The organism is Parvularcula oceani (assembly GCF_000733125.1).
In the GTDB taxonomy this organism is placed as follows: Bacteria; Pseudomonadota; Alphaproteobacteria; order Caulobacterales; family Parvularculaceae; genus Parvularcula; species Parvularcula oceani.
In genome coordinates, this window is record NZ_JPHU01000001.1 from 215,776 (window position 1) to 235,042 (window position 19,267).

Consider the following 19,267-nt stretch of genomic DNA (forward strand, 5'->3'; position numbering starts at 1 on the left):
CCCTACCGGACCGACGAAAGACCGCGAGGACACCACTTCCATGGCCCAAGACCCCGAACGCATCACCATTCTCGCCCGCGAATTCACCGCCGCCGCGCTCGAATTCCACCGCGGCAAGATGGCCCAGAAAGGCTATGTCATGGAGGGGTCGATCACGCCGCGCACCTTCCAGATGATCGAAGGCCACGAAGCGCCCTCCGATCTCTTCGACGGCGAGCCGCTCTTCGCCGTGACCTTCCGGAAGAAGGACTGAGGCGGCGCTCGCGTGACTGACTGGAAGACGGTCGAGACCCCGCAACAGGCCGTCTCGGAACTCACCGAACGCTACGAGGCGAGCGCGAACAGGCTTCGCGCCGCCTTCGAGCGATTCGTGCGCGACGGCACGCCGCCCGAGGCCGGCCCCTACGACTTCGCCTATCCGACGCTGAGGCTCGACTATCGACCCGAGACCGTCGTGCCGCCGCTGTCTTCGGCCTTCGGCAAGTTCGAGGCGCCGGGGCTTTACGAGACCGATGTCGCGCGGCCGGCTCTCTTCGCCGACTACCTGACCGAGCAGCTCTCGCTGCTCATGGACCGCTACGACGTGAAGGCGATGGTCGGCTCGTCCGGCTCGAACATCCCCTACCCTTACGTGCTCGAAAGCGCGGCGGGAGTGGATGCCGAGGCGGTGCCGCCCTCCGAGCTGGCACGGGTCTTCCCGGTGCCGGACCTCGCCAATATCGATGACGGCATCGCGAACGGCGAATGGGCGACGGCCGCCATGGCCACCGGCCACGGGCCCGAACCCAAGCCCCTCGCCCTCTTCGACGCGCTGCGCACCGATTACTCGCTGCAACGCCTCAAGCATTACACCGGAACCGATCCCGAAGACTTCCAGCAGTTCATTCTTTTCACGAACTACCACCGCTACATGGACGAGTTCGTGGAATTGGCGGTCGACAAGCTGCGCTCGGAGCCGGGCGACGGTCCCGATTACAAGGAACTCGTCGCGCCGGGCGGGGTCCGGGTCGATGCGGATACGGCGGGCGCGGTCAGCCTCGTCCAGCAGAGCCCCTGGCGCCGTCACCAGATGCCGGCCTACCATCTCACCGCGCCGGGCGGACAGGGCATCACGCTCGTCAATATCGGCGTTGGCCCTTCCAATGCGAAGACGATCACGGATCACCTGGCCGTCCTGCGCCCGCAATGCTGGATCATGATCGGCCATTGCGGCGGCCTGCGGCATTCGCAGCGCCTCGGGGACTATGTGCTCGCGCATGCCTATCTGCGCCGCGACCACGTGCTCGACCACGACCTGCCGCCGGACATTCCCGTGCCGCCCATCGCGGAGATCCAGCTCGCCCTGACCGCGGCGGCGGGCACGGTGACGGGCGATGCGGGCAAGACGCTCAAGCATCGGCTGCGCACGGGCACGGTCGTCACCCATGACGACCGGAACTGGGAGCTGCGCTTCGAGCACGAGGCCCGGACCCTCGGCCATGCCCGCGCCATCGCCATCGACATGGAGAGCGCGACGGTCGCGGCGAATGGCTACCGCTTCCGCGTGCCCTACGGCACGCTGCTCTGCGTTTCCGACAAGCCGCTGCATGGCGAGATCAAGCTGCCGGGCGCCGCCAACAGCTTCTATGAGCGCGCCATCGGCGAGCACATGAAGATCGGCATCGAGGCGCTCGAGACCCTGCGCAGGGACGGCGCCGTGGCGCTGCACTCGCGCAAGCTGCGCAGCTTCGACGAGCCGCCCTTCCGCTGACCATGATCGAGGTTCTTATGGCCGATATTCAGGACGTGCCGCTTTCCGGCCGCTGCGACAAGGACTTCGACGGCCTGCGCCGCGTCTTCGAAGGCAGCATCGCCACGGGAGAGAATCTCGGCGGCTCTGTCGCCGTCCTGATCGATGGCGAGCCGGTCGTGGACCTGCGCGGCGGCTGGCGGGACCGCAAGAAGTCGGCCGAATGGGAAGAGGACACGATTGCCTGCGTCTATTCCTCGGGCAAGGCCGTTCTCTCCGCACTCGTCATGCGGGAAGTGTCGGAGGGACGGCTCGATTATGACCGCCCCGTCGCGGAGATCTGGCCCGCCTTCGGCGAGCGCGGCAAGGAAAGGGTGACCCTTGCCCAGGCCCTCTCTCACCAGGCCGGCGTGCCCGGCTTCGCCGAGGAGAAGGACCCCGCGATCTGGCTCGATTGGGAGGCGACCTGCGCCGCCATCGCGAGTGAGGAGCCCATGTGGGAGCCCGGCACGGCGAGCGGCTATCACCCCCAGACCTTCGGCTATATCGCAGGCGAGGTGCTGCGCCGGTCGAGCGGGAAGACCTATGGCGACCATCTGCGCGATCTCGGCCTCAACGTGCATTGCGGGCTGAGCGCTGATCAGGTGGCGCGCACGGCGCAGATGGTCAAGCCGCCGAAAGCGCCCGATCTCGGCGAGATCACGCCTCCGAAGAAGGCCGCTTTCCTCGCGCCTTGGAGCGCGCCCTCCGGCGTCGCGCGAGAGGCATGGGCCGCCGCCGAAATCCCCGCCTCCAACACGCATGCCAATGCCCGCGGCCTCGCCGAGGTGATGCAGGCCTATGCGACGGGAGAGATCTCCGGGAAAGCCTTCGCCGGCACGAGTGCGCGCGAAGCCGCCTGGGAAGAGCGCATCCATGGCGACGATCTCGTCCTGCCCTATCGCATCTCCTGGGGGGCGGGCGTGATGCGCGAGACGCTCGGCGCCTTCGGCGGCGCGCCGACCGCCATCGGCCATTACGGCTTCGGCGGCTCCTGCGTCATGGCGGACCCGGCGCGGGAGCTTTCCTTCGCCTTCGTGCCGGCGACCATGTCGCCCGTGCTCGTCGGCGATCCGCGGGCGAAGGCCTTGCTTGCCGAACTTTATAGGGCGGTGGATTGAGCGTTTGCGCTTCAACGCGCTTCTCCTGCCCCTAAATGGTAACGAAGCGTTAGCCTTAACGAGGGCAGCTAGCGTTCCGCGACAATGAGGGCAGCCGAAGCCATGCGAACCCGTCTTCTCGCCGCCGCCATGGCGCTGACCGCCACGCCGCTCGCCGCGCAGGAAGCCGAGCCCGATTTCGGCACCTTCCGCGAGCAGTTCCGCATCGACGCGGTCGCTGCCGGCATCTCGCCGAACCTCTATGACGAGCAGATGGCCACGGTGAAGCCGCTGCCCGTCATCCTCAAGCGCAACGACAACCAGCCCGAATTCGTCCGCCCGCTCTGGGACTATGTCGACGGCGCCCTTTCCGAGGCCCGGATCAGGGGCGGCCTGGAAGGCTATGCCTCCGAGGCGGACCTCCTCAACACGATCGAGGCCGAGTATGGCGTCGATGCCGAGACGCTGGTCGCGATCTGGGGCATGGAGAGTTCCTTCGGGCGGATCATGGGAGACGAGGACGTCCTCTCCGCCCTCTCCACCCTCGCCTATCAGGGGCGCCGCCAGTCCTTCGGCCGCACCCAGCTCATCGCCGCTCTCCGCATCCTGCAGAACGGCGATGCGCGCCGCGAGCAGCTACAGGGGTCCTGGGCCGGCGCGATGGGCCAGACACAGTTCATCCCCACCACCTATCTCGCCCATGCCGTCGACCATGACGGCGACGGGAAAAAGGACCTGTGGTCCGATCGTGGCGACGTCTTCGCCTCGACGGCCAACTATCTCTCCCGCTCGGGCTACCGGGCCGACCTGCCCTGGGGCTTCGAGGTCGTCCTGCCCGAGGGCTTCGATTTCGCGCAGGCCGACCGCTCCGTCGGGCGCAGCGTCGCCCATTGGCAGAGCGCCGGGGTGACCCGTCCCGGCGGCGCCCTTTCGGACAGGATCGACCTCAACGAGACGGTCTCGATCATCCTGCCCGCGGGCGCGAACGGTCCGGCCTTCCTCGTCACCGACAATTTCCGCGCCATCCTGCGCTACAACAACGCGACCGCCTATGCGCTCGCCGTCGGCTTCCTGTCCGATGCGGTGGCGGGGCGCAGCCAGCCGCTGGCCAATGACTGGCCGCGCGACGACCGCCCCCTCACCCTGGCCGAGCGCAAGGCCCTGCAAGAGACGCTGTCCGGCCTCGGCTACGAGCCCGGCCCCGTGGACGGCATCATCGGCGCGGGCACGCGCAAGGCGCTGCGATCCTGGCAACGCGACAACGGCCTGCCGGCCGACGGCTATGCGTCCGCCCTCATCCTCTCCCGACTGATGGGGGCGTGAGCGGGAAGCTTCCCGATCCCGATCTGCGCCGGGACGGCCCTGTCCTCCGCTCCGGCCGCTTCTCCGACGTCTACTATTCGCAGGAGGACGGACTGGCGGAGAGCCGGCACGTCTTCCTGGACGGCAACGAACTCGAGAACCGTTTCGCCGCGCTTGAGGCCGGAGAGGTCTTCGCCATAGGCGAACTCGGCTTCGGCACCGGCCTCAACATCGCGGCCGCCATCTCCGCCTTTTCCCGAAGAGGCCATGACCGCGGCCATCTTCATATCTGGTCGGCAGAAGGCTTCCCCCTTCCCCCGGACGCCTTCGTCCGCGCCGCGAGGGAGGCCGCCAGCCGCTGGTCCGACGCCGCGCAGGCGCTGGACGCTCTGGCGGCGCATTATCCCGAGCCGCGCCCCGGACAGGCGACTGTCCGCCTCGGGCGGGACGTCACGCTGACGCTGGCTTTCGGCGAGGTCGAAGAGGTCCTCATGCAGGCGAGGCTCCGGGCGGATGCCTGGTTCCTCGACGGCTTTTCGCCCGCCACCAATCCGCAGATGTGGTCCGAGACCGTTCTGCGCCTCGTCGCCGCCCGATCACGGCGCGGCGCGACCGCAGCGACCTTCACCGTCGCCGGCGCCGTGCGGCGGGGGCTTCAGGCCGCGGGCTTCGACATCCGCAAGACGCCCGGCTTCGGCCGGAAGCGCGAGATGCTGCGTGCGGAGCTGGCGGGCACGCCGCCCTCCATTCCATCCGTGCCGGGCCATCTGCGGGACGATGAGGTCGCGCCCTCACGGGCGGATGCTCCCGTCGCGATCCTCGGCGCCGGCATTGCCGGGGCCAGCCTCGCCTGGCACTTGCGGCGGCTCGGCAGGCAGGTGATCGTCTTCGACCCGCAGGGGCAGGCGGCGGGCGCGTCGGGCAACCCTGCGGGACTGGTCTCGCCGCGCCTCGATCTGGGCGATACGCCGGTCGCCCGCCTCTATCGCGACGCCTTCCTCTATGCCTCCGCCTTCTACGAAGACGCCGCACCGGACGCTCTCGCCGCAAGAGGCGCCACCGTGCTCATGGCCGAAGAGCGGGCCCGCCGCCTCGTCGAGGGCGGCTTGTGGCCGTCGCGGGCGCTGCGGGTGGAGGCGGAGGGCCTCTTCGTCGGGGCGAGCGCCGTGCTGCGTCCGGCCGTCGCCGTCGACGCTCTTCTCGGCGACGTTCCGGTCAGGACCGAGGTCCCGCAGATCGCCGCGGCCGGCGCGGGTCCGGCACTCCGCACCCGGCAGGGCTCGCTCTCCTGCTCCGCCATCGTGGTTGCGGCCGGACCTGCCATGGCCTCGCTGCTCGATCTCGGCGCCCCGGCGCTGACAGCGTCGCGGGGGCAGATCGACCTCTTCGCAAACCCGGTCCCCGAGAGGATCCTCTCCGGCGAAGGGTATGCCGCCCCGGCGCCGGAGACCGGCACCGTGGTCGGCGCGACCTATGACGATGTCCCGGCCGACGCGACCCCGATCGCCGATGAGGCCAGCACCGCCGCCAATGCGGCGAGGGCCCGCCAGCTCCTCGGCGAAGAGCCCTCCGGCTGGATCGCGGCCCGCGCGGCCCTTCGGGCGGTGACGCCGGACCGCCACCCTCTGATGGGCCCCGTGCCCGATGTGGAGGCCTATCGGCAGCGCTATGCCGGCCTGTCACAGGGCCGCAGAGTGGATGCCGCGCCGCCCTACAGGCCGGCCCTTTTCGTGCTCGGCGGCCTCGGCTCGCGGGGCCTGTCGACGGCGCCGCTCCTGTCCGCGGCATTGGCCAGCCTGATCTGCGGCACCCCCTCCCCCATGGAAGTCGCGGGCGCGGCTGCTATTTCCCCGGCCCGCTTCCTTGCCCGTGGCATCAAGCGTCGCATACAGTCGCCGTCTTGAGGCGCGGTTCTTGCGAATCTCGCGGAAGGGGCGTGGCAGGCAGACCCGGGCAGCAGCATCTACCGTTCCTGCGGGAAGCGAGAGGCGGCAGGCGTCCATAGCGAAAGGGTTGTGAGCCTCTTGCGAGGCTCAGGGGGGGGAGAATGGATGAGGCTGCGGCAGCGAAGCGGGCTGCAGGCGTCGCGCAGATGCTTTTCCAGATCGGAAGACGCGTTCTCGAAAAGCGCAATGCCGACGACCTTCATGCAGTGCAGTGGTCGGCCCTGCGCTATTTCGCGCGGACCGGACGGCGGACCGCGAATGTGAATGGCCTGTCCCAGTTTCTCGGGAATACGACGGGGTCGTCGTCCAGGACGATCAAATCCCTTGTCGAGCGCGGCCTGCTGGAAGGCACGCCTTCGCGGACGGATGCGCGCTCGACGGTCATCAAGCTGACGCAGGCCGGCCGGCGGGCGCTCAGGAAGGACCCGCTGAACGATATCGCGATGGTGCTGGAGGGAATGGAGCCGGGCGACCTCGATCAGCTGGGCCAGCTTCTCGACAAGGTCGATGAAGCGATGCGAAACGCGCGGCGGTGACGGACTCTTCCAGCTTGCACGACCATCTGATCCCGGCGCTCGACGCGGCCAATGTCGGCTGGGCGCTGGCTGACCGCGACGGCGTGCTCCTGGCCGCGTCTCGAGCCTTCTTTGCCGCGACGGGGCTCGACGAGGCGGCCGATGCCGGAGGCCGGTGCTGGTTCGAGCGCGATGCCGCCGGGCCGGAACTGAAGGCGGAGCGGCGAAGGCTCTGGACGGAATTCGTCGCGAGCGGGAAGCCTTGGCGCGGCTGGCTCCGCTGGCAGCTGACCGAGAGCAAAGCGCGTTTCTTCGAGGGCACGGCCACGCTGACGGGCGATGGGAAGGTCATGCTCGTCACCAATGACCGGACGAGCGAGATCGAGGCCAGGTCCGCCGCGAAAGAGCGGACCGAAGCGCTGCGGGCGATCCTCGACGACCTGCCCCTGGCTGTCGCGGTGCAGGACGCCGAGGGCCGCATTCTCTTCTTGAACAAATACGTGCCGCTCCGCCTGGGACTGAAGCGGCGCCTGATCCTCGGCAAGAAGCCGCAGGCGCTCCGCCGCCTCAACCTCGATCCGGTTGTCTATCGCACCATGGTCGACTTCCTGCAGAAAGGAACGCCGGCCGGACGTCAGCTGATCGAGGTGACGAGGGGCCCGCTGGCAGGGACGAGCTGGCTCCTCTTCGCCAAGCCGCTCTTCGGGCGAAGCGGCGATTTGCAGCGCTATGTGACGATCGCGGTCGACCAGTCGGCGACCATGAAGCTGATCAGCGAACGCGAAGCCTTCGCCCGCGCCCTGGCCGAAACCCAGAAGGTCGGCGCCCTCAACGACTTCGCCGGGTCTCTCGCCCATGAACTGTCGAACCTCCTGCACCCGGTCGGGGTCTATGCGCGGAGTCTCGCGAAGAACCCGGATCACCCCGACCGGGCCTATTACGCCGACAGGATCAGCGCGGCCACGATGAGCGCGGGCAGCCTTCTGCGCCGCACGCTTCTGATGGCGCGGTCGGACGACGACCCGCCCTCGCTGACGGATCTCAGCGAGCTGATCGAGGACGTGGTCGCCACCGCGAAGGACCTCAATCGCGGCTCGATCCGCTTCGTCATAGACCTGCCGGGCGAGCCGCTGCGCGCGTTGATTCAGCCGACGGAGTTCCGGCAGGTCCTCCTCAACCTTCTCAACAATGCGATGGAAGCGCAGAACGACCGGGGGACGGTGACGATCAGAGGCATCAAGGGCGCCGTGCCGCCCCGCGACCTGCCGCTTCGCCCGACCGCTTCGGGCCATTTCGTATGCGTCAGCGTCATCGATGAGGGGCCGGGCCTCGACAAGGCTGCCGCCGACCAGATCTTCCGCCCCTTCTTCACGACCAAGCCGAAGGGCAAGGGAACGGGCCTCGGCCTGCCCATCGCGCAGGGCCTGACCATGGGCTGGGGAGGAGCCGTTGCGGTTGACACCGCGCCGGGGAAGGGGTCCACCTTTTCCATCTGGGCCCCTCAGCGCGAGGGCTGAGGCAAGAGGCAGGCCGGCAAGGACGTTTTCTTTAGGAGGTCCCTCATGGCTACCATTCTCGTCGTGGATGACGAGCAGGACGTTGCCGATGCGGTAAAGCTCGTCCTTCAGAACGACGGCTATTTCGTCCTGGTGGCGAAGGACATGGCGAGCGCCCGCGACATTCTCTCGACTGGCGAGGTCGACGCTTGCGTTCTGGATGTATGGATCGACGGGGACACGGGCCTCGACCTTGCGACCGAGATCAGCCGGGATGCGGAACCCGTGCCCTTCGTGATGATGTCCGGAGGCGGACCGGGCCGCTCCCTCGAAAGCGCAACCGCCAAGGCCGATGCGCTCGGCGCTGCCGAAGTCCTGTTCAAGCCCTTCGACGACGACGAATTGCTGGCCGCGGTGAAGAAGGCGCTGGGCAAGTAGGCCCGAGCCCGCCGCGCCCTCAGGCGGCGTCCTGCCCGGCGATGCCGGCGCCCTCGGTGCGGCCCTGCGGGCTGTCGAGCCAGGCTTCGCAGCAGGCCTTGGCCAGCTTGCGCACCCGCAGGATATAGGACTGGCGTTCTGCGACCGAGATCACGCCCCGCGCATCGAGCAGGTTGAAGAGGTGGCTGGCCTTGATGCACTGGTCATAGGCCGGCAGCGCGAAGCTGCGCCCCTCTTCACGCCCCTTGGCGAGGATCGTCTCACAGGCCTCTTCCGCCTCGCGGAACTGGCGGAACAGGACATCCGTGTTCGCGAGCTCGAAGTTATAGCCCGAGAATTCGACCTCCTGCTGGTGGAAGACATCGCCATAGGTGACGCCCTCCCCGTTGAAGTCGAGATCGTAGCCGTTGTCGACGCCCTGGACATACATGGCCAGCCGCTCGAGGCCGTAGGTCAGCTCGCCGGTGACCGGCTTGCAGTCGAAGCCGCCGACCTGCTGGAAATAGGTGAACTGCGTCACCTCCATCCCGTCGCACCAGACTTCCCAGCCGAGGCCCCAGGCGCCCAGCGTCGGGCTTTCCCAGTCGTCCTCGACGAAGCGGATGTCGTGGAGCGAACGGTCGATGCCGATCGCGTCGAGGCTGCCAAGATAGAGCTCCTGGAGGTTTTCGGGGCTTGGCTTCAGGACCGTCTGGAACTGGTAGTAGTGCTGGAACCTGTTCGGGTTCGCGCCATAGCGCCCGTCCCCCGGCCTGCGGCAGGGCTGCACATAGGCCGCGTTCCAGGGCTTCTCCCCCAGGCTGCGGAGCGTCGTGGCAGGGTGGAAGGTGCCCGCGCCCATTTCGAGATCGTAGGGCTGCAGGATCACGCAGCCATGATCGGCCCAGTAGTTCTGCAGGGTGAGGATCAGGCCCTGGAAGGACCGCGTCTTGGCGTCAGTCATGATGGGGCGGTGCTAGCGGCGCGTGCCGGATGCGGCAAGCGGGCATCCCTCAGCGCAGGGCGGCGCCCGAACGGTCTTTCGCCAGCGGCGCCATCTGCCTGACGATGGCGGCGCGCGCCGCCTCTGCCAGCGGATCGGGCCTGTAGGCGAGAAGCCGCGCGAGAAGGCCGTCGGCCTCGGACAGAGCGCCCTCTCCCGCCCGGCACAAGGCGACATGGCGATAGGCGTCGAGCGCCCAGGCATCCTCTTCCAGCGCCTCCTCCGCCTCGTCGCAGGACGTCTCGTCGAGCGGCAGGCCGGTCAGGTTGAACAGCTCGAGCCGGAGGTCGGAGACCCGCGGCGCGCCCTTCGCGGCCATGGCGCTGAGCGCGGCCGCGACGCTCGACATGGTGGGCGGCCCCTCTCCCGTGCCTTCAGGCGCCCGAAGATCGAGATCGAAGCACAAGGTCTGCGCGCCGCAGGCGGACACTTCGACGAGGCGCGGCTCGGTCTCCGTCTCGATGAGCAGGCGCGAACCGCCCGGAACGGGATCGATCGACACCGCGGTGACGCCCATTTCGGACAGATCGATCGAGAGCGAATCCTCGACGCCGCGCAGCAGGAAGCCGCCATCGCCCGAGGGCTCCGCCTCGCAAGGGCCGGCGCAGGCGAGCAGGAGGCGCACCACGCCGTCGGCCTCTCCCACGCGCAGATCCGCGAGGGGCGCCATCAGGGCGAGAGCGGCCAGGAGGAGACTCATAGCGGCACCGGGGAGACGATTCGGCTTTTCTGCACCGCAGGAGCATACAGGGCGCCGCAGCCGGCCGGAAGCCTCGCCCCGGCGCTTGCTCCGGGCCTTGCGCCCGCCTATCGGGCAATGATGCGAGACACACGACCCCTGTCCGGCCTCAGCGAGATCGCCGGCGACTACGACGCCCTGCTGTGCGACGCATGGGGCGTGATCCACAACGGCCATGCGCTCTTCCCCGGCGCGGCCGAGGCCCTGACCCGGTTCCGGCAGGAACGCGGGCCGGTGATCGTCATCACCAATGCGCCGCGCCTATCGGACGTGATCCCGGCGCAACTCGAACGCCTCGGGCTGCCGGCCGAAGCCTATGACGACATCGTGACCTCGGGCGATGCCACGCGGGCCGAGGTGGAGCGCCGGACGGGCATGGCCTTCTTCCGCCTCGGCCCGGCCAAGGATGACGGCCTGTTCGACGCGATCGAGACGGCCTTCGTGCCGCTGGAGGATGCTGAGGCGATTCTCTGCACCGGCATGCTCGACGACATGAACGAGACGCCCGACGATTACCGCGATATGCTGGCCGGCGCGGCCGAGCGCGGCCTGCCGATGATCTGCGCCAATCCGGACAAGGTAGTCCGCTATGGCGACAAGCTGATCTATTGCGCGGGCGCGCTGGGCGACGTCTACGAGGCGATGGGGGGAAAAGTGATCCTGGCGGGCAAGCCCCACGAGCCGATCTACCACCTGGCGCTCGAAGCGGCGGCGGTGGGCGGCGGGCAGCCGCCCAGGCGGCCTCTCGTGATCGGCGACGGCGTGCAGACCGACATTCTCGGCGCGAACCGGCAGGGCTTCGATTCGGTCTTCGTCGCCGACGGCATCTTTTCGCAGGAGGCGCGCGGGGAGAACGGCCGCCTCGACGAGCGCAAGCTGGCGGCCCTGCTCGATGAGCATGGGGTGCATGCGGAGTTCGCCATGGACGGTCTTCGCTGGTGAGCGCGCTGATCCGCGCCCCCCTCGCCTGCGCCCTCGCAGATGAGCATCGCGGCACGGTCGCGGTGATGGGCAGCCTCGACGGCGTCCACAAGGGGCATCAGGCGCTTCTGAGCACCGCGAAGGAGCTGGCCGCGCAGAAGGAGGCGAGAGTCTCAGCGGTGACCTTCGAGCCGCATCCGCGCCGCATCTTCCAGCCCGACGCGCCGCCCTTCCTGCTCACCACGCTCGAGCAGAAGGCCGCCCTCCTGGAGCGCTTCGGCTGCGCCCGCGTCTTCGCCCTGCCCTTCACCGAAGGGCTCTACACCCTCCTGCCCGAAGCCTTCGTCCAGACGGTGCTCTGCGACATTCTCGGCTTGTCGGGCGTGGTGGTCGGCGAGGATTTCCGCTTCGGCGCCCAGCGCTCCGGCGACACCGAACTTCTCGCCCGCGCAGGCGCCGAGCACGGCATCGACGTCGTCACCGTCGGCATCCAGTCGGATGAAGGCGTCCGCTATTCGTCGACCGCCGCCCGGCAGGCCCTGCGCGAGGGCAGGCCCGACGTCGCCGCGCAGATCATGGGACGGCCCTTCACCGTCGAAAGCGAAGTCCTCGAAGGCCGCAGGCTCGCCCGCACGCTCGACTATCCCACCGCGAACATGGAAATGGGCGACCTGATCCGGCCGCGTTACGGCGTCTATGCCGTGCGCTGCCGGCATGAGGGCCGCAGCCATGACGGTGTCGCCAATCTCGGCGTGCGGCCGACGGTGGACGGCGAGACGGAGCGGCTGGAAGTCCATCTCTTCGATTTCGAAGGCGACCTCTACGGCAAGCCGCTGCGCGTCGAATTCGCCTCTTTCCTGCGGGAGGAGGAGACCTTCTCCGGGCTCGACGCCTTGAAAACGGCGATTGCACGGGACGCCGACGCGGCGCGCAAGGCGCTGAATCCCAAGCGTTAACACTCCCTTCACCAGAATTCGTCCAACTCCAGCCCTATTCGACAGGCACATGATCCTCTCGGGGCAAGGAGTATCCGTGATGGGCAAACGATACTGGGCATGCGCAGCGGCCATCGGCGGCGCGGCGCTTGTCGGCAGCATGGCATTCGCAGCCGACGGGCAGCCCGACCTGCCGGCGGCAGGCTATGCCGAGCTTCCCTCGGCCAGTCCCGCAGCGGAACGGTCCGCCGTCCAGACCTGCTTTTCCTCGGTGCAGGACAAGCTCGACGGCCGCGGCATCGATGCCATCACGCTTGCCGACGTGAACCGCGTCTGGCCCGGAAGCGAAGGCTTCATCGTCGACCTGACCGTGAAGGTCGTGCGCAAGGAAGCCGCCCGCCTGCGCGATTTCACCTGCCGGCAAAGCCGCTTCGGCCTCCAGCTGGCGCGGTACTAGCGAACGCTTGCCGCCGCTCGCGCGGCTCCGCTAGACCCCGACCGAGAAGTTTCAGCCCCCGGGGTTCCCAATGTCCGACGACGCCGCGAACAAGGCGCGCGATTACCGCGATACGCTCTTCCTTCCGCAGACCGACTTCCCCATGCGGGCCGGCCTGCCGAAGAAGGAGCCGCAGATCCTCGAGCGCTGGGCGGAGATGAACCTCTATCGCCGGCTGCGCGAGGAGGCGAAGGACAGGAAGCCCTTCGTGCTGCATGACGGCCCGCCCTATGCGAACGGCCACCTGCATATGGGGCACGCCCTCAACAAGGTCCTCAAGGATATCGTCGTCCGCTCGCGCCAGATGGGCGGCTTCGACGCGAATTACGTGCCCGGCTGGGACTGCCACGGCCTGCCGATCGAGTGGAAGGTCGAGGAGGCGTTCCGGGGACAAGGCCGCAAGAAGGCCGACGTCCCGCCATCGGAATTCCGCACCGCCTGCCGCGAATACGCGCAGAAATGGGTCGGCATCCAGTCGGACGAGTTCCGCCGCCTCGGCATCGAGGGCGACTGGGACGATCCCTACACCACCATGGCCTATGACGCCGAGGCCACGATCTGCGCGGAGTTCATGAAGTTCGCCGCCAGCGGTCAGGTCTATCGCGGCTCCAAGCCCGTCATGTGGTCGCCGGTCGAGCAGACGGCCCTGGCCGAGGCCGAGATCGAATACCACGAGCACACCTCGACCACGATCTGGGTCCGCTTCGGCTTCCGCGAGGCGCCCAAGGGGCTGGAGGGCGCAGAGGTGGTCATCTGGACGACGACGCCCTGGACGATTCCGGGCAACCGGGCCGTCTGCTACGGGCCCGGCCTCTCCTACGGCCTCTACGAGATCCAGGAGGTCCGCGGCGATCTCGATTTCGACCCCTGGACCAAGCCCGGCCAGCGCCTCGTCCTCGCCGATGCCCTGGCCGACGAGGTGAAGGCGGCGGGCTTCGTCGAGCGCTGGCGCCGCGTCGAGGACGTGCCCACCGCCAAGCTGAAGGGGGCGGTGCTCGACCACCCGCTCAAGGGCTTCGCAGGCGGCTACGAGTTCGCCGTGCCGCTGCTGTCTGGCGATCACGTCACCGACGATGCGGGCACGGGCTTCGTGCACACCGCGCCGAGCCACGGCCAGGAGGACTATTTCGTCTGGATCGAGCACGGCCTGTCGCTCGAGAACGTTCCCTACACGGTGGACGAGACCGGCGCCTATACCGACGAGGCGCCGGGCTTCACCGGGGAGCGGGTCTTCGTCACCGAGGGCAAGAAGACGGGCCGCGACGGCGGCGCGAATAAGGCGGTCGTCGCCGAACTCCTCAAGCGCGATGCCCTTCTGGCGCGCGGGCGGCTCGCCCACTCCTATCCGCATTCCTGGCGGTCCAAGGCGCCGGTCCTCTACCGGAACACGCCGCAATGGTTCATCCGCATGGGCCGGGTCGGCGATGGCGGCCTGCGCGACAAGGCGCTGAAAGCGATCTCCGAGACCGCCTTCTATCCGGCGTCGGGCCAGAACCGCATCCGCACCATGGTCGAGGGCCGGCCCGACTGGCTCGTCTCGCGGCAGCGCGCCTGGGGCGTGCCGATCACGCTCTTCGTGGGCAAGGACGGCGAGCCGCTGGTCGACGAGGCGGTGAACAGGCGCATCCTCAAGGCGATCCGGGAACGCGGCGCCGATGCCTGGTTCGACACGGACAAGTCGGTCTTCCTCGGCGATGCCCATGATCCGGCCGATTACGAGAAGGTCGAGGACATCCTCGATGTCTGGTTCGATTCGGGCAGCACCCACGCCTTCGTGGTCGAGAACCGCAAGGACCTGACCTGGCCCGCCGACCTCTATCTCGAAGGCTCAGACCAGCATCGCGGCTGGTTCCAGTCGAGCCTTCTCGAAGCCTGCGGCACGCGCGGACGCGCGCCCTATGAGGCGGTGCTGACGCATGGCTTCGTTCTGGACCCGCAGGGCCGGAAGATGTCCAAGAGCCTCGGCAATGTTCTGTTGCCCGAAGAGATCACGCGCAAATACGGCGCGGACATCCTGCGCATCTGGGCGGCGAGCGCGGATTATTCCGAGGACATGCGCATCGGCGACGAGATCATCGGCTCGGCGGTCGACGCCTATCGCAAGCTGCGAAACACGCTGCGCTACCTCCTCGCCGCCCTCGACGGCTATGATGCGGGCGAAGCGGTCCCATATGGCGAGCTGCCGGACCTCGAAGCCTATGTCCTCCACCGGCTGAACGCCGTGGATGCCGAGGTGCGCGCGGCCTATGAAGCCTACGACTTCAAGGCGGCATGGCGGGCGCTGACGGAATTCGCGAGCCAGGACCTCTCCGCCTTCCATTTCGACGTGCGCAAGGACACGCTCTATTGCGATGCGCCGGCTTCGAAGGAGCGCCGCGCGGCGCGCTTCGTCATGCACGAGACCTTCGAGCGGCTGGTGCGCTGGCTCGCGCCGATCTGCCCCTTCACGGCGGAAGAGGCCTTCCTCGTCCGCCACCCCGAAGAGGCCGAAAGCGGCTCGGTCCACCTCCAGCTCTTCCTCGACACCGACGAGAACTGGCGGGACGACGCCCTGGCCGCCCGCTGGAGCCGCATCCGCGCGGTGCGCCGCGTGGTCACCGGCGCGCTCGAGGTCGAGCGTCGCGAGAAACGCATCGGGGCGAGCCTCGAAGCCGCCGTGCTCGTCCATGCTTCGGATCCGGAGACCCGCAAGGCGCTCGCCAAGCACGACCTCGCCGAACTCTTCATCACATCCGGCGCCGCCGTCACGGAAGGCACGGCTCCGGCCGAGGCCTTCCGCCTGTCCGAAGTGCCCGATGTCGCCGTCGAGGTCCGCAAGGCGCCGGGCCGCAAATGCGCCCGCTGCTGGAAAGTGCTCGAAGAGGTCCGGCCGCCAGAGGAGCTCTGCGCGCGCTGCCACGAGGTGGTCGAGGCGTGAGCCGCTGGTGGACGAGCGCGCGGGAGAATCCGTTCTTCCGCCGCGGAATCACTCTGGCGCTCGTGGTCATAGTGCTCGATCAGCTGACCAAGCACTGGATCCTCTACGGCCTGCGCCTTCACCAGCGCGTGCCGGAGCGTATCGAGGTGCTGCCCTTCTTCGACCTCTCCTATGTCGAGAATACGGGCGTCAGCTTCGGCCTCTTCTCCGGCGGCCTCGTCAGCCGCATCCTCCTGTCGATCCTGGCGCTGGTGGTGGCGGGCTTCGTTCTGCGCTGGCTCGGCACGCTGCACCGGCGGGTCGCAGCCCTCGGTGCGGGCTTCATCATCGGCGGCGCCCTCGGCAACGTCTATGACCGGCTGCTTTACGGCTATGTCGTCGATTTCCTCAACTTCTCGCAGATCGGCTTTCCCTGGGTGTTCAACGTCGCCGACGCCGCGATCAATATCGGCGTCGCCTGCCTCGCCTGGGACGCCTTCGTCGTCACGCCGCGCATGGAGGCCGAGAAGCGACGCGGCGCCGGTGCGCAGGTTACCGAAACTCCAGACCCTTGAGGGTTCCGACTCGCGGCGGTCGGCGTATAACGCTTCCCGCTTCGGGCGAGTGAAAGGCTCATGGCTATGACCGCAACATTGCGCGCCACCGCGCTGCTTCTTTCGGGGCTGATGCTGACGAGCGGCTGCGCGTCGCTCGGCAAAGCGCTCGGCACGGGCAAGAATCCGCCGGACGAGTTCGCGATCACCACCAAGGCGCCGCTCACCGTGCCGCCGGATTACGCCCTGCGCCCGCCGCGGCCGGGCGAGACGCGGCCCGAGGAAAGCTCGACCTCCGACCGGGCGCGCGAGATCCTCGTCGGCGACGCGTCCACCGCCCCGCCCTCGCGCGGCGAACTGGCCCTCGTTCAGAATGCGGGCGCGCTCGACGTCGACCGCAATATCCGTGCGATCCTCGCCGCGGAGAATGGCGGCCGGGCCAGCAAGATCGAAAGCCTCGCCAACCAGATCCTGTTCTGGCGGACCGACGGCAATGAGATCGACGACAGCGCAGCCCCCCTGCGCGTCGACGACCAGGCTGCGTGGATGGAAGAGCGCCGCCGCTCGATCGAAAGCGTGACCGGCGGCGCCCCCGTCACGATCGCAGAGGACGATGAGGGCGTTCTGAACCTGCCCGGCGTGAACTGATCATGCCCGAGGCGGCGATGACAGGAGGTGCCATCGCGCCCGTCATCCGCCGCCTGCCGCCGAGCGCGGTCAACAGGATCGCCGCCGGCGAAGTGGTCGAACGGCCTGCCTCGGCCCTGAAGGAACTGGCCGAGAACGCGCTCGATGCGGGCGCGACGCGCATCGATATCGAGATCGGGGATGGCGGCCGCTCGCTGATCCGGGTTTCGGACGATGGCTGCGGCATTGAGCGGGATGCCCTGCCCCTCGCGCTCGAACGCCACGCGACCTCCAAGCTGGCGCCCGACGATGCGGGCGATTACGATCTCCTCGACATCTCGACCATGGGCTTTCGCGGCGAGGCCCTGCCCTCGATCGCCTCGGTCGCGCGGCTGTCGCTGACGAGCCGGGTCGCGGGCGGCGATGGCTGGGTCCTGCGCAGCGAGGGCGGCAGCATGCATGCCCCGGCGCCCGCGCCCTTCCCCGGCACGGGCACGGTGGTCGAGGTGCGAGACCTCTTCTATGCGACGCCCGCCCGCCTCAAATTCCTCAAATCCGAACGGGCGGAGACGAGCGCCGCGCTGGACGTGGTCAAACGCCTCGCCATGGCGCGGCCGGACGTCGCCTTCTCGGTGACGAGCGACGGCCGCAAGCGGCTCTCCTATACGGCCGAGCCGCCGGGCGAGGAGGGTCACCTCCGCCGTCTCGCCGCGATCATGGGCGCCGATTTCGGGCGCAATGCCGTGCCGCTCGACGCCGAGCGCGAGGGTGCGCATCTGACGGGCTTCGCAGGGGTTCCGACCTTCAACCGGGGCCTGCCCGACCGGCAATATCTGTTCGTCAACGGACGGCCGGTGCGGGACAAGCTTATCGTCGGCGCGGTCCGCGGCGCCTATGCCGATTTCCTCGCGCGCGACCGCCACCCGCTGGTCGCGCTCTTCCTCGCGCTTCCCCCGCAAAGGGTCGACGTGAACGTGCACCCCGCCAAGACCGAGGTGCGCTTCCGCGACAGCGGTTCTGTCAGGGGCCTCCTCGTCAGCGCGCTCAAGCACGCTCTCGCCGAGGCGGGGCATCGCGCCTCGACCACGGTGGCGGGCGCGGCGCTCGGCGCGGCGCGGCCTCAGGGCGGCGTGGGCTATGCTCATCGTCCGCAGACGGTGGATCGCAGCTTCGCGCTCCAGCGCGGCACACCCGCGCAGTTCGCCGAGGCGCAGGCCGCCTTCGCGCCGGTGGATGCCGAGGACCGGCGGGACGCCCCCACCGCCAGGATCGAACCCGAACCGGAAGCGGCGCCGCGCAGCGACTATCCTCTGGGCGCCGCCCGCGCGCAGCTGCACGAGACCTATATCGTCAGCCAGACCCGCGACGGCCTCGTCATCGTCGATCAGCATGCGGCGCATGAGCGTCTCGTCTATGAGCGCATGAAGACCGCCATGGCGAAGGGCCATGTCCAGCGCCAGGGCCTCCTCATCCCCGAGGTGGTGGACCTGCCCCAGGACGAGGCCGATGCCGTCGCGTCCCGCGCCGAGGAACTCGCCGAGATGGGCCTCGTTGTCGAAGGGTTCGGCGAGGGCGCGGTGCTGGTCCGCGAGACGCCCGCCCTTCTCGGCGAATGCGACGTGCAGGGCCTCGTCCGCGATATCGCCGAGGATCTCGTCTCGCTCGACGAGAACCTCGCCCTCAAGGAGAAGCTTGGCGATATCTGCGGCGACATGGCCTGCCGGGGCTCTGTCCGCGCGGGCCGCCGCCTGAACGGCGAGGAGATGAACGCCCTCCTCCGCCAGATGGAAGCGACGCCCCATTCGGGCCAGTGCAATCACGGGCGGCCGACCTATGTCGAGCTCAAGCTCGACGATATCGAGAGGCTGTTCGGGCGGCGATGAAGGGCGAGCACGTTCCGCTCACAGGCCTCCACCCGCGAGACACCCGCAGCGACGAGGAGCGGCTCGCCGCGGCCGAAGCCTTCCGTGAGCTGATGGCAAGGCGGCATACGACCCGCGACTTCTCGGATAAGCCCGTTCCGCGCGGGATCGTCGAGAGCGCGATCCGCACCGCTGCGAGTGCGCCCTCGGGTGCGAACCATCAGCCCTGGCATTTCTGCCTCGTCGGCGACGCGGCCGTGAAGCGCCGCATCCGTGCCGCTGCCGAAGCGGAGGAACGCGGCTTCTATGGTGGGCGCGCGGGCGAGGAGTGGCTCGAGGCGCTGGCGCCGCTCGGCACGGATGCCTCCAAGCCCTTCCTCGAGAACGCGCCCTGGCTGATCGTGATGTTCGCCGAGCGCAAGCGGGCCGACGGCTCCAAGAACTACTATGTCCCCGAAAGCTGCGGCATCGCGCTCGGCTTCCTGATCGCGGGCCTTCACGCGGCGGGGCTCGCCACCCTCACCCATACGCCGGCGCCGATGGGCTTCCTCTCCGAAGAGCTCGGCCGCCCGCCGAACGAGAAGCCTTACGTGCTGCTCGTCACGGGGCACGCCGCAGAGGGCGCGACCGTGCCGAGGCATGCGCTCGAGAAGAAGCCGCTGGGCGACATCCTCTCCGTCTTCTGAACGT

The 19,267-nt window shown here is 68.6% G+C and carries 18 protein-coding genes; 16 read left to right on the forward strand and 2 right to left on the reverse strand.

The genetic code is table 11. From position 1 onward, the window contains the following. The first annotated feature begins 40 nt into the window (after positions 1–40). The 8 genes from IE88_RS0100995 to IE88_RS0101030 all read left to right on the forward strand — a co-directional run bounded on the left by IE88_RS0100995 (position 41) and on the right by IE88_RS0101030 (position 8,565). Positions 41–253, forward strand: coding sequence for a hypothetical protein (locus IE88_RS0100995; RefSeq protein WP_031549188.1), 213 nt, complete (start codon positions 41–43; stop codon positions 251–253). A gap of 12 nt (positions 254–265) precedes the next feature. After that, positions 266–1,750, forward strand: a complete 1,485-nt coding sequence (locus tag IE88_RS0101000) for an AMP nucleosidase (protein WP_031549189.1) — start codon at positions 266–268, stop codon at positions 1,748–1,750. 2 nt (positions 1,751–1,752) lie between these two features. Further along, the gene (locus tag IE88_RS0101005; RefSeq protein ID WP_051881332.1) at positions 1,753–2,889 is read left to right on the forward strand and encodes a serine hydrolase domain-containing protein; all 1,137 of its coding nucleotides are present in this window, start codon (positions 1,753–1,755) and stop codon (positions 2,887–2,889) included. Positions 2,890–2,991: 102 nt separating this feature from the next. Then, entirely contained in the window at positions 2,992–4,191 is a 1,200-nt protein-coding gene (locus tag IE88_RS0101010; protein WP_051881398.1) for a lytic murein transglycosylase, read from the forward strand. After that, on the forward strand, positions 4,188–6,074 hold the full coding sequence (mnmC1, locus tag IE88_RS0101015) for an FAD-dependent 5-carboxymethylaminomethyl-2-thiouridine(34) oxidoreductase MnmC1 (RefSeq protein WP_051881333.1): 1,887 nt from the start codon (positions 4,188–4,190) through the stop codon (positions 6,072–6,074). The genes IE88_RS0101010 and mnmC1 overlap by 4 nt, the downstream gene beginning before the upstream one ends. 143 nt (positions 6,075–6,217) lie before the next feature. Next, entirely contained in the window at positions 6,218–6,652 is a 435-nt protein-coding gene (locus tag IE88_RS0101020; RefSeq protein WP_031549198.1) for a MarR family winged helix-turn-helix transcriptional regulator, read from the forward strand. After that, entirely contained in the window at positions 6,649–8,148 is a 1,500-nt protein-coding gene (locus IE88_RS0101025; RefSeq protein WP_156032278.1) for an ATP-binding protein, read from the forward strand. The genes IE88_RS0101020 and IE88_RS0101025 overlap by 4 nt, the downstream gene beginning before the upstream one ends. Before the next feature lie 45 nt (positions 8,149–8,193). Then, positions 8,194–8,565, forward strand: a complete 372-nt coding sequence (locus IE88_RS0101030) for a response regulator (protein WP_031549202.1) — start codon at positions 8,194–8,196, stop codon at positions 8,563–8,565. 19 nt (positions 8,566–8,584) lie between these two features. Here the strand turns inward: IE88_RS0101030 and IE88_RS0101035 are convergent, their stop codons facing one another. Further along, complete coding sequence (locus IE88_RS0101035) at positions 8,585–9,508, reverse strand: glycine--tRNA ligase subunit alpha (RefSeq protein WP_031549204.1); 924 nt, start codon at positions 9,506–9,508, stop codon at positions 8,585–8,587. Between the two features lie 49 nt (positions 9,509–9,557). Continuing rightward, on the reverse strand, positions 9,558–10,247 hold the full coding sequence (locus tag IE88_RS0101040) for a hypothetical protein (RefSeq protein WP_031549206.1): 690 nt from the start codon (positions 10,245–10,247) through the stop codon (positions 9,558–9,560). A 120-nt stretch (positions 10,248–10,367) separates the two neighbouring features. Here IE88_RS0101040 and IE88_RS0101045 point away from each other — a divergent pair, with 120 nt between their 5' ends. The 8 genes from IE88_RS0101045 (at position 10,368) to IE88_RS0101080 (ending at position 19,263) form a co-directional block, all read left to right on the forward strand. Continuing rightward, positions 10,368–11,228, forward strand: a complete 861-nt coding sequence (locus IE88_RS0101045; RefSeq protein ID WP_031549208.1) for a TIGR01459 family HAD-type hydrolase — start codon at positions 10,368–10,370, stop codon at positions 11,226–11,228. Next, complete coding sequence (locus IE88_RS0101050) at positions 11,225–12,163, forward strand: bifunctional riboflavin kinase/FAD synthetase (RefSeq protein WP_051881334.1); 939 nt, start codon at positions 11,225–11,227, stop codon at positions 12,161–12,163. Before IE88_RS0101045 ends, IE88_RS0101050 begins: the two co-directional genes overlap by 4 nt. Before the next feature lie 76 nt (positions 12,164–12,239). After that, positions 12,240–12,599, forward strand: a complete 360-nt coding sequence (locus tag IE88_RS0101055; RefSeq protein ID WP_156032279.1) for a hypothetical protein — start codon at positions 12,240–12,242, stop codon at positions 12,597–12,599. 70 nt (positions 12,600–12,669) lie between these two features. Then, complete coding sequence (gene ileS, locus IE88_RS0101060; RefSeq protein ID WP_031549213.1) at positions 12,670–15,555, forward strand: isoleucine--tRNA ligase; 2,886 nt, start codon at positions 12,670–12,672, stop codon at positions 15,553–15,555. After that, positions 15,552–16,109, forward strand: coding sequence for a signal peptidase II (lspA, locus tag IE88_RS0101065; RefSeq protein WP_051881335.1), 558 nt, complete (start codon positions 15,552–15,554; stop codon positions 16,107–16,109). Before ileS ends, lspA begins: the two co-directional genes overlap by 4 nt. 66 nt (positions 16,110–16,175) lie before the next feature. Next, entirely contained in the window at positions 16,176–16,736 is a 561-nt protein-coding gene (locus tag IE88_RS0101070; protein WP_051881336.1) for a DUF3035 domain-containing protein, read from the forward strand. A 17-nt stretch (positions 16,737–16,753) separates the two neighbouring features. Then, positions 16,754–18,598, forward strand: a complete 1,845-nt coding sequence (mutL, locus tag IE88_RS0101075) for a DNA mismatch repair endonuclease MutL (protein WP_031549220.1) — start codon at positions 16,754–16,756, stop codon at positions 18,596–18,598. Next, the gene (locus IE88_RS0101080; protein ID WP_031549222.1) at positions 18,595–19,263 is read left to right on the forward strand and encodes a nitroreductase family protein; all 669 of its coding nucleotides are present in this window, start codon (positions 18,595–18,597) and stop codon (positions 19,261–19,263) included. Before mutL ends, IE88_RS0101080 begins: the two co-directional genes overlap by 4 nt. The last annotated feature ends 4 nt before the right edge of the window (positions 19,264–19,267 follow it).

What these genes read in the sequence shown, in the direction of transcription:
- IE88_RS0101010 (WP_051881398.1), top strand. Translation starts at nt 2,992, where the DNA reads ATGCGAACCCGTCTTCTCGCCGCCGCCATGGCGCTGACCGCCACGCCG.
- IE88_RS0101045 (WP_031549208.1), top strand. Translation starts at nt 10,368, where the DNA reads ATGCGAGACACACGACCCCTGTCCGGCCTCAGCGAGATCGCCGGCGAC.
- IE88_RS0101080 (WP_031549222.1), top strand. Translation starts at nt 18,595, where the DNA reads ATGAAGGGCGAGCACGTTCCGCTCACAGGCCTCCACCCGCGAGACACC.
- IE88_RS0101020 (WP_031549198.1), top strand. Translation starts at nt 6,218, where the DNA reads ATGGATGAGGCTGCGGCAGCGAAGCGGGCTGCAGGCGTCGCGCAGATG.
- IE88_RS0100995 (WP_031549188.1), top strand. Translation starts at nt 41, where the DNA reads ATGGCCCAAGACCCCGAACGCATCACCATTCTCGCCCGCGAATTCACC.
- ileS (WP_031549213.1), top strand. Translation starts at nt 12,670, where the DNA reads ATGTCCGACGACGCCGCGAACAAGGCGCGCGATTACCGCGATACGCTC.
- mutL (WP_031549220.1), top strand. Translation starts at nt 16,754, where the DNA reads ATGACAGGAGGTGCCATCGCGCCCGTCATCCGCCGCCTGCCGCCGAGC.
- IE88_RS0101035 (WP_031549204.1), bottom strand. Translation starts at nt 9,508, where the DNA reads ATGACTGACGCCAAGACGCGGTCCTTCCAGGGCCTGATCCTCACCCTG.
- IE88_RS0101030 (WP_031549202.1), top strand. Translation starts at nt 8,194, where the DNA reads ATGGCTACCATTCTCGTCGTGGATGACGAGCAGGACGTTGCCGATGCG.
- IE88_RS0101005 (WP_051881332.1), top strand. Translation starts at nt 1,753, where the DNA reads ATGATCGAGGTTCTTATGGCCGATATTCAGGACGTGCCGCTTTCCGGC.
- IE88_RS0101070 (WP_051881336.1), top strand. Translation starts at nt 16,176, where the DNA reads ATGACCGCAACATTGCGCGCCACCGCGCTGCTTCTTTCGGGGCTGATG.
- IE88_RS0101040 (WP_031549206.1), bottom strand. Translation starts at nt 10,247, where the DNA reads ATGAGTCTCCTCCTGGCCGCTCTCGCCCTGATGGCGCCCCTCGCGGAT.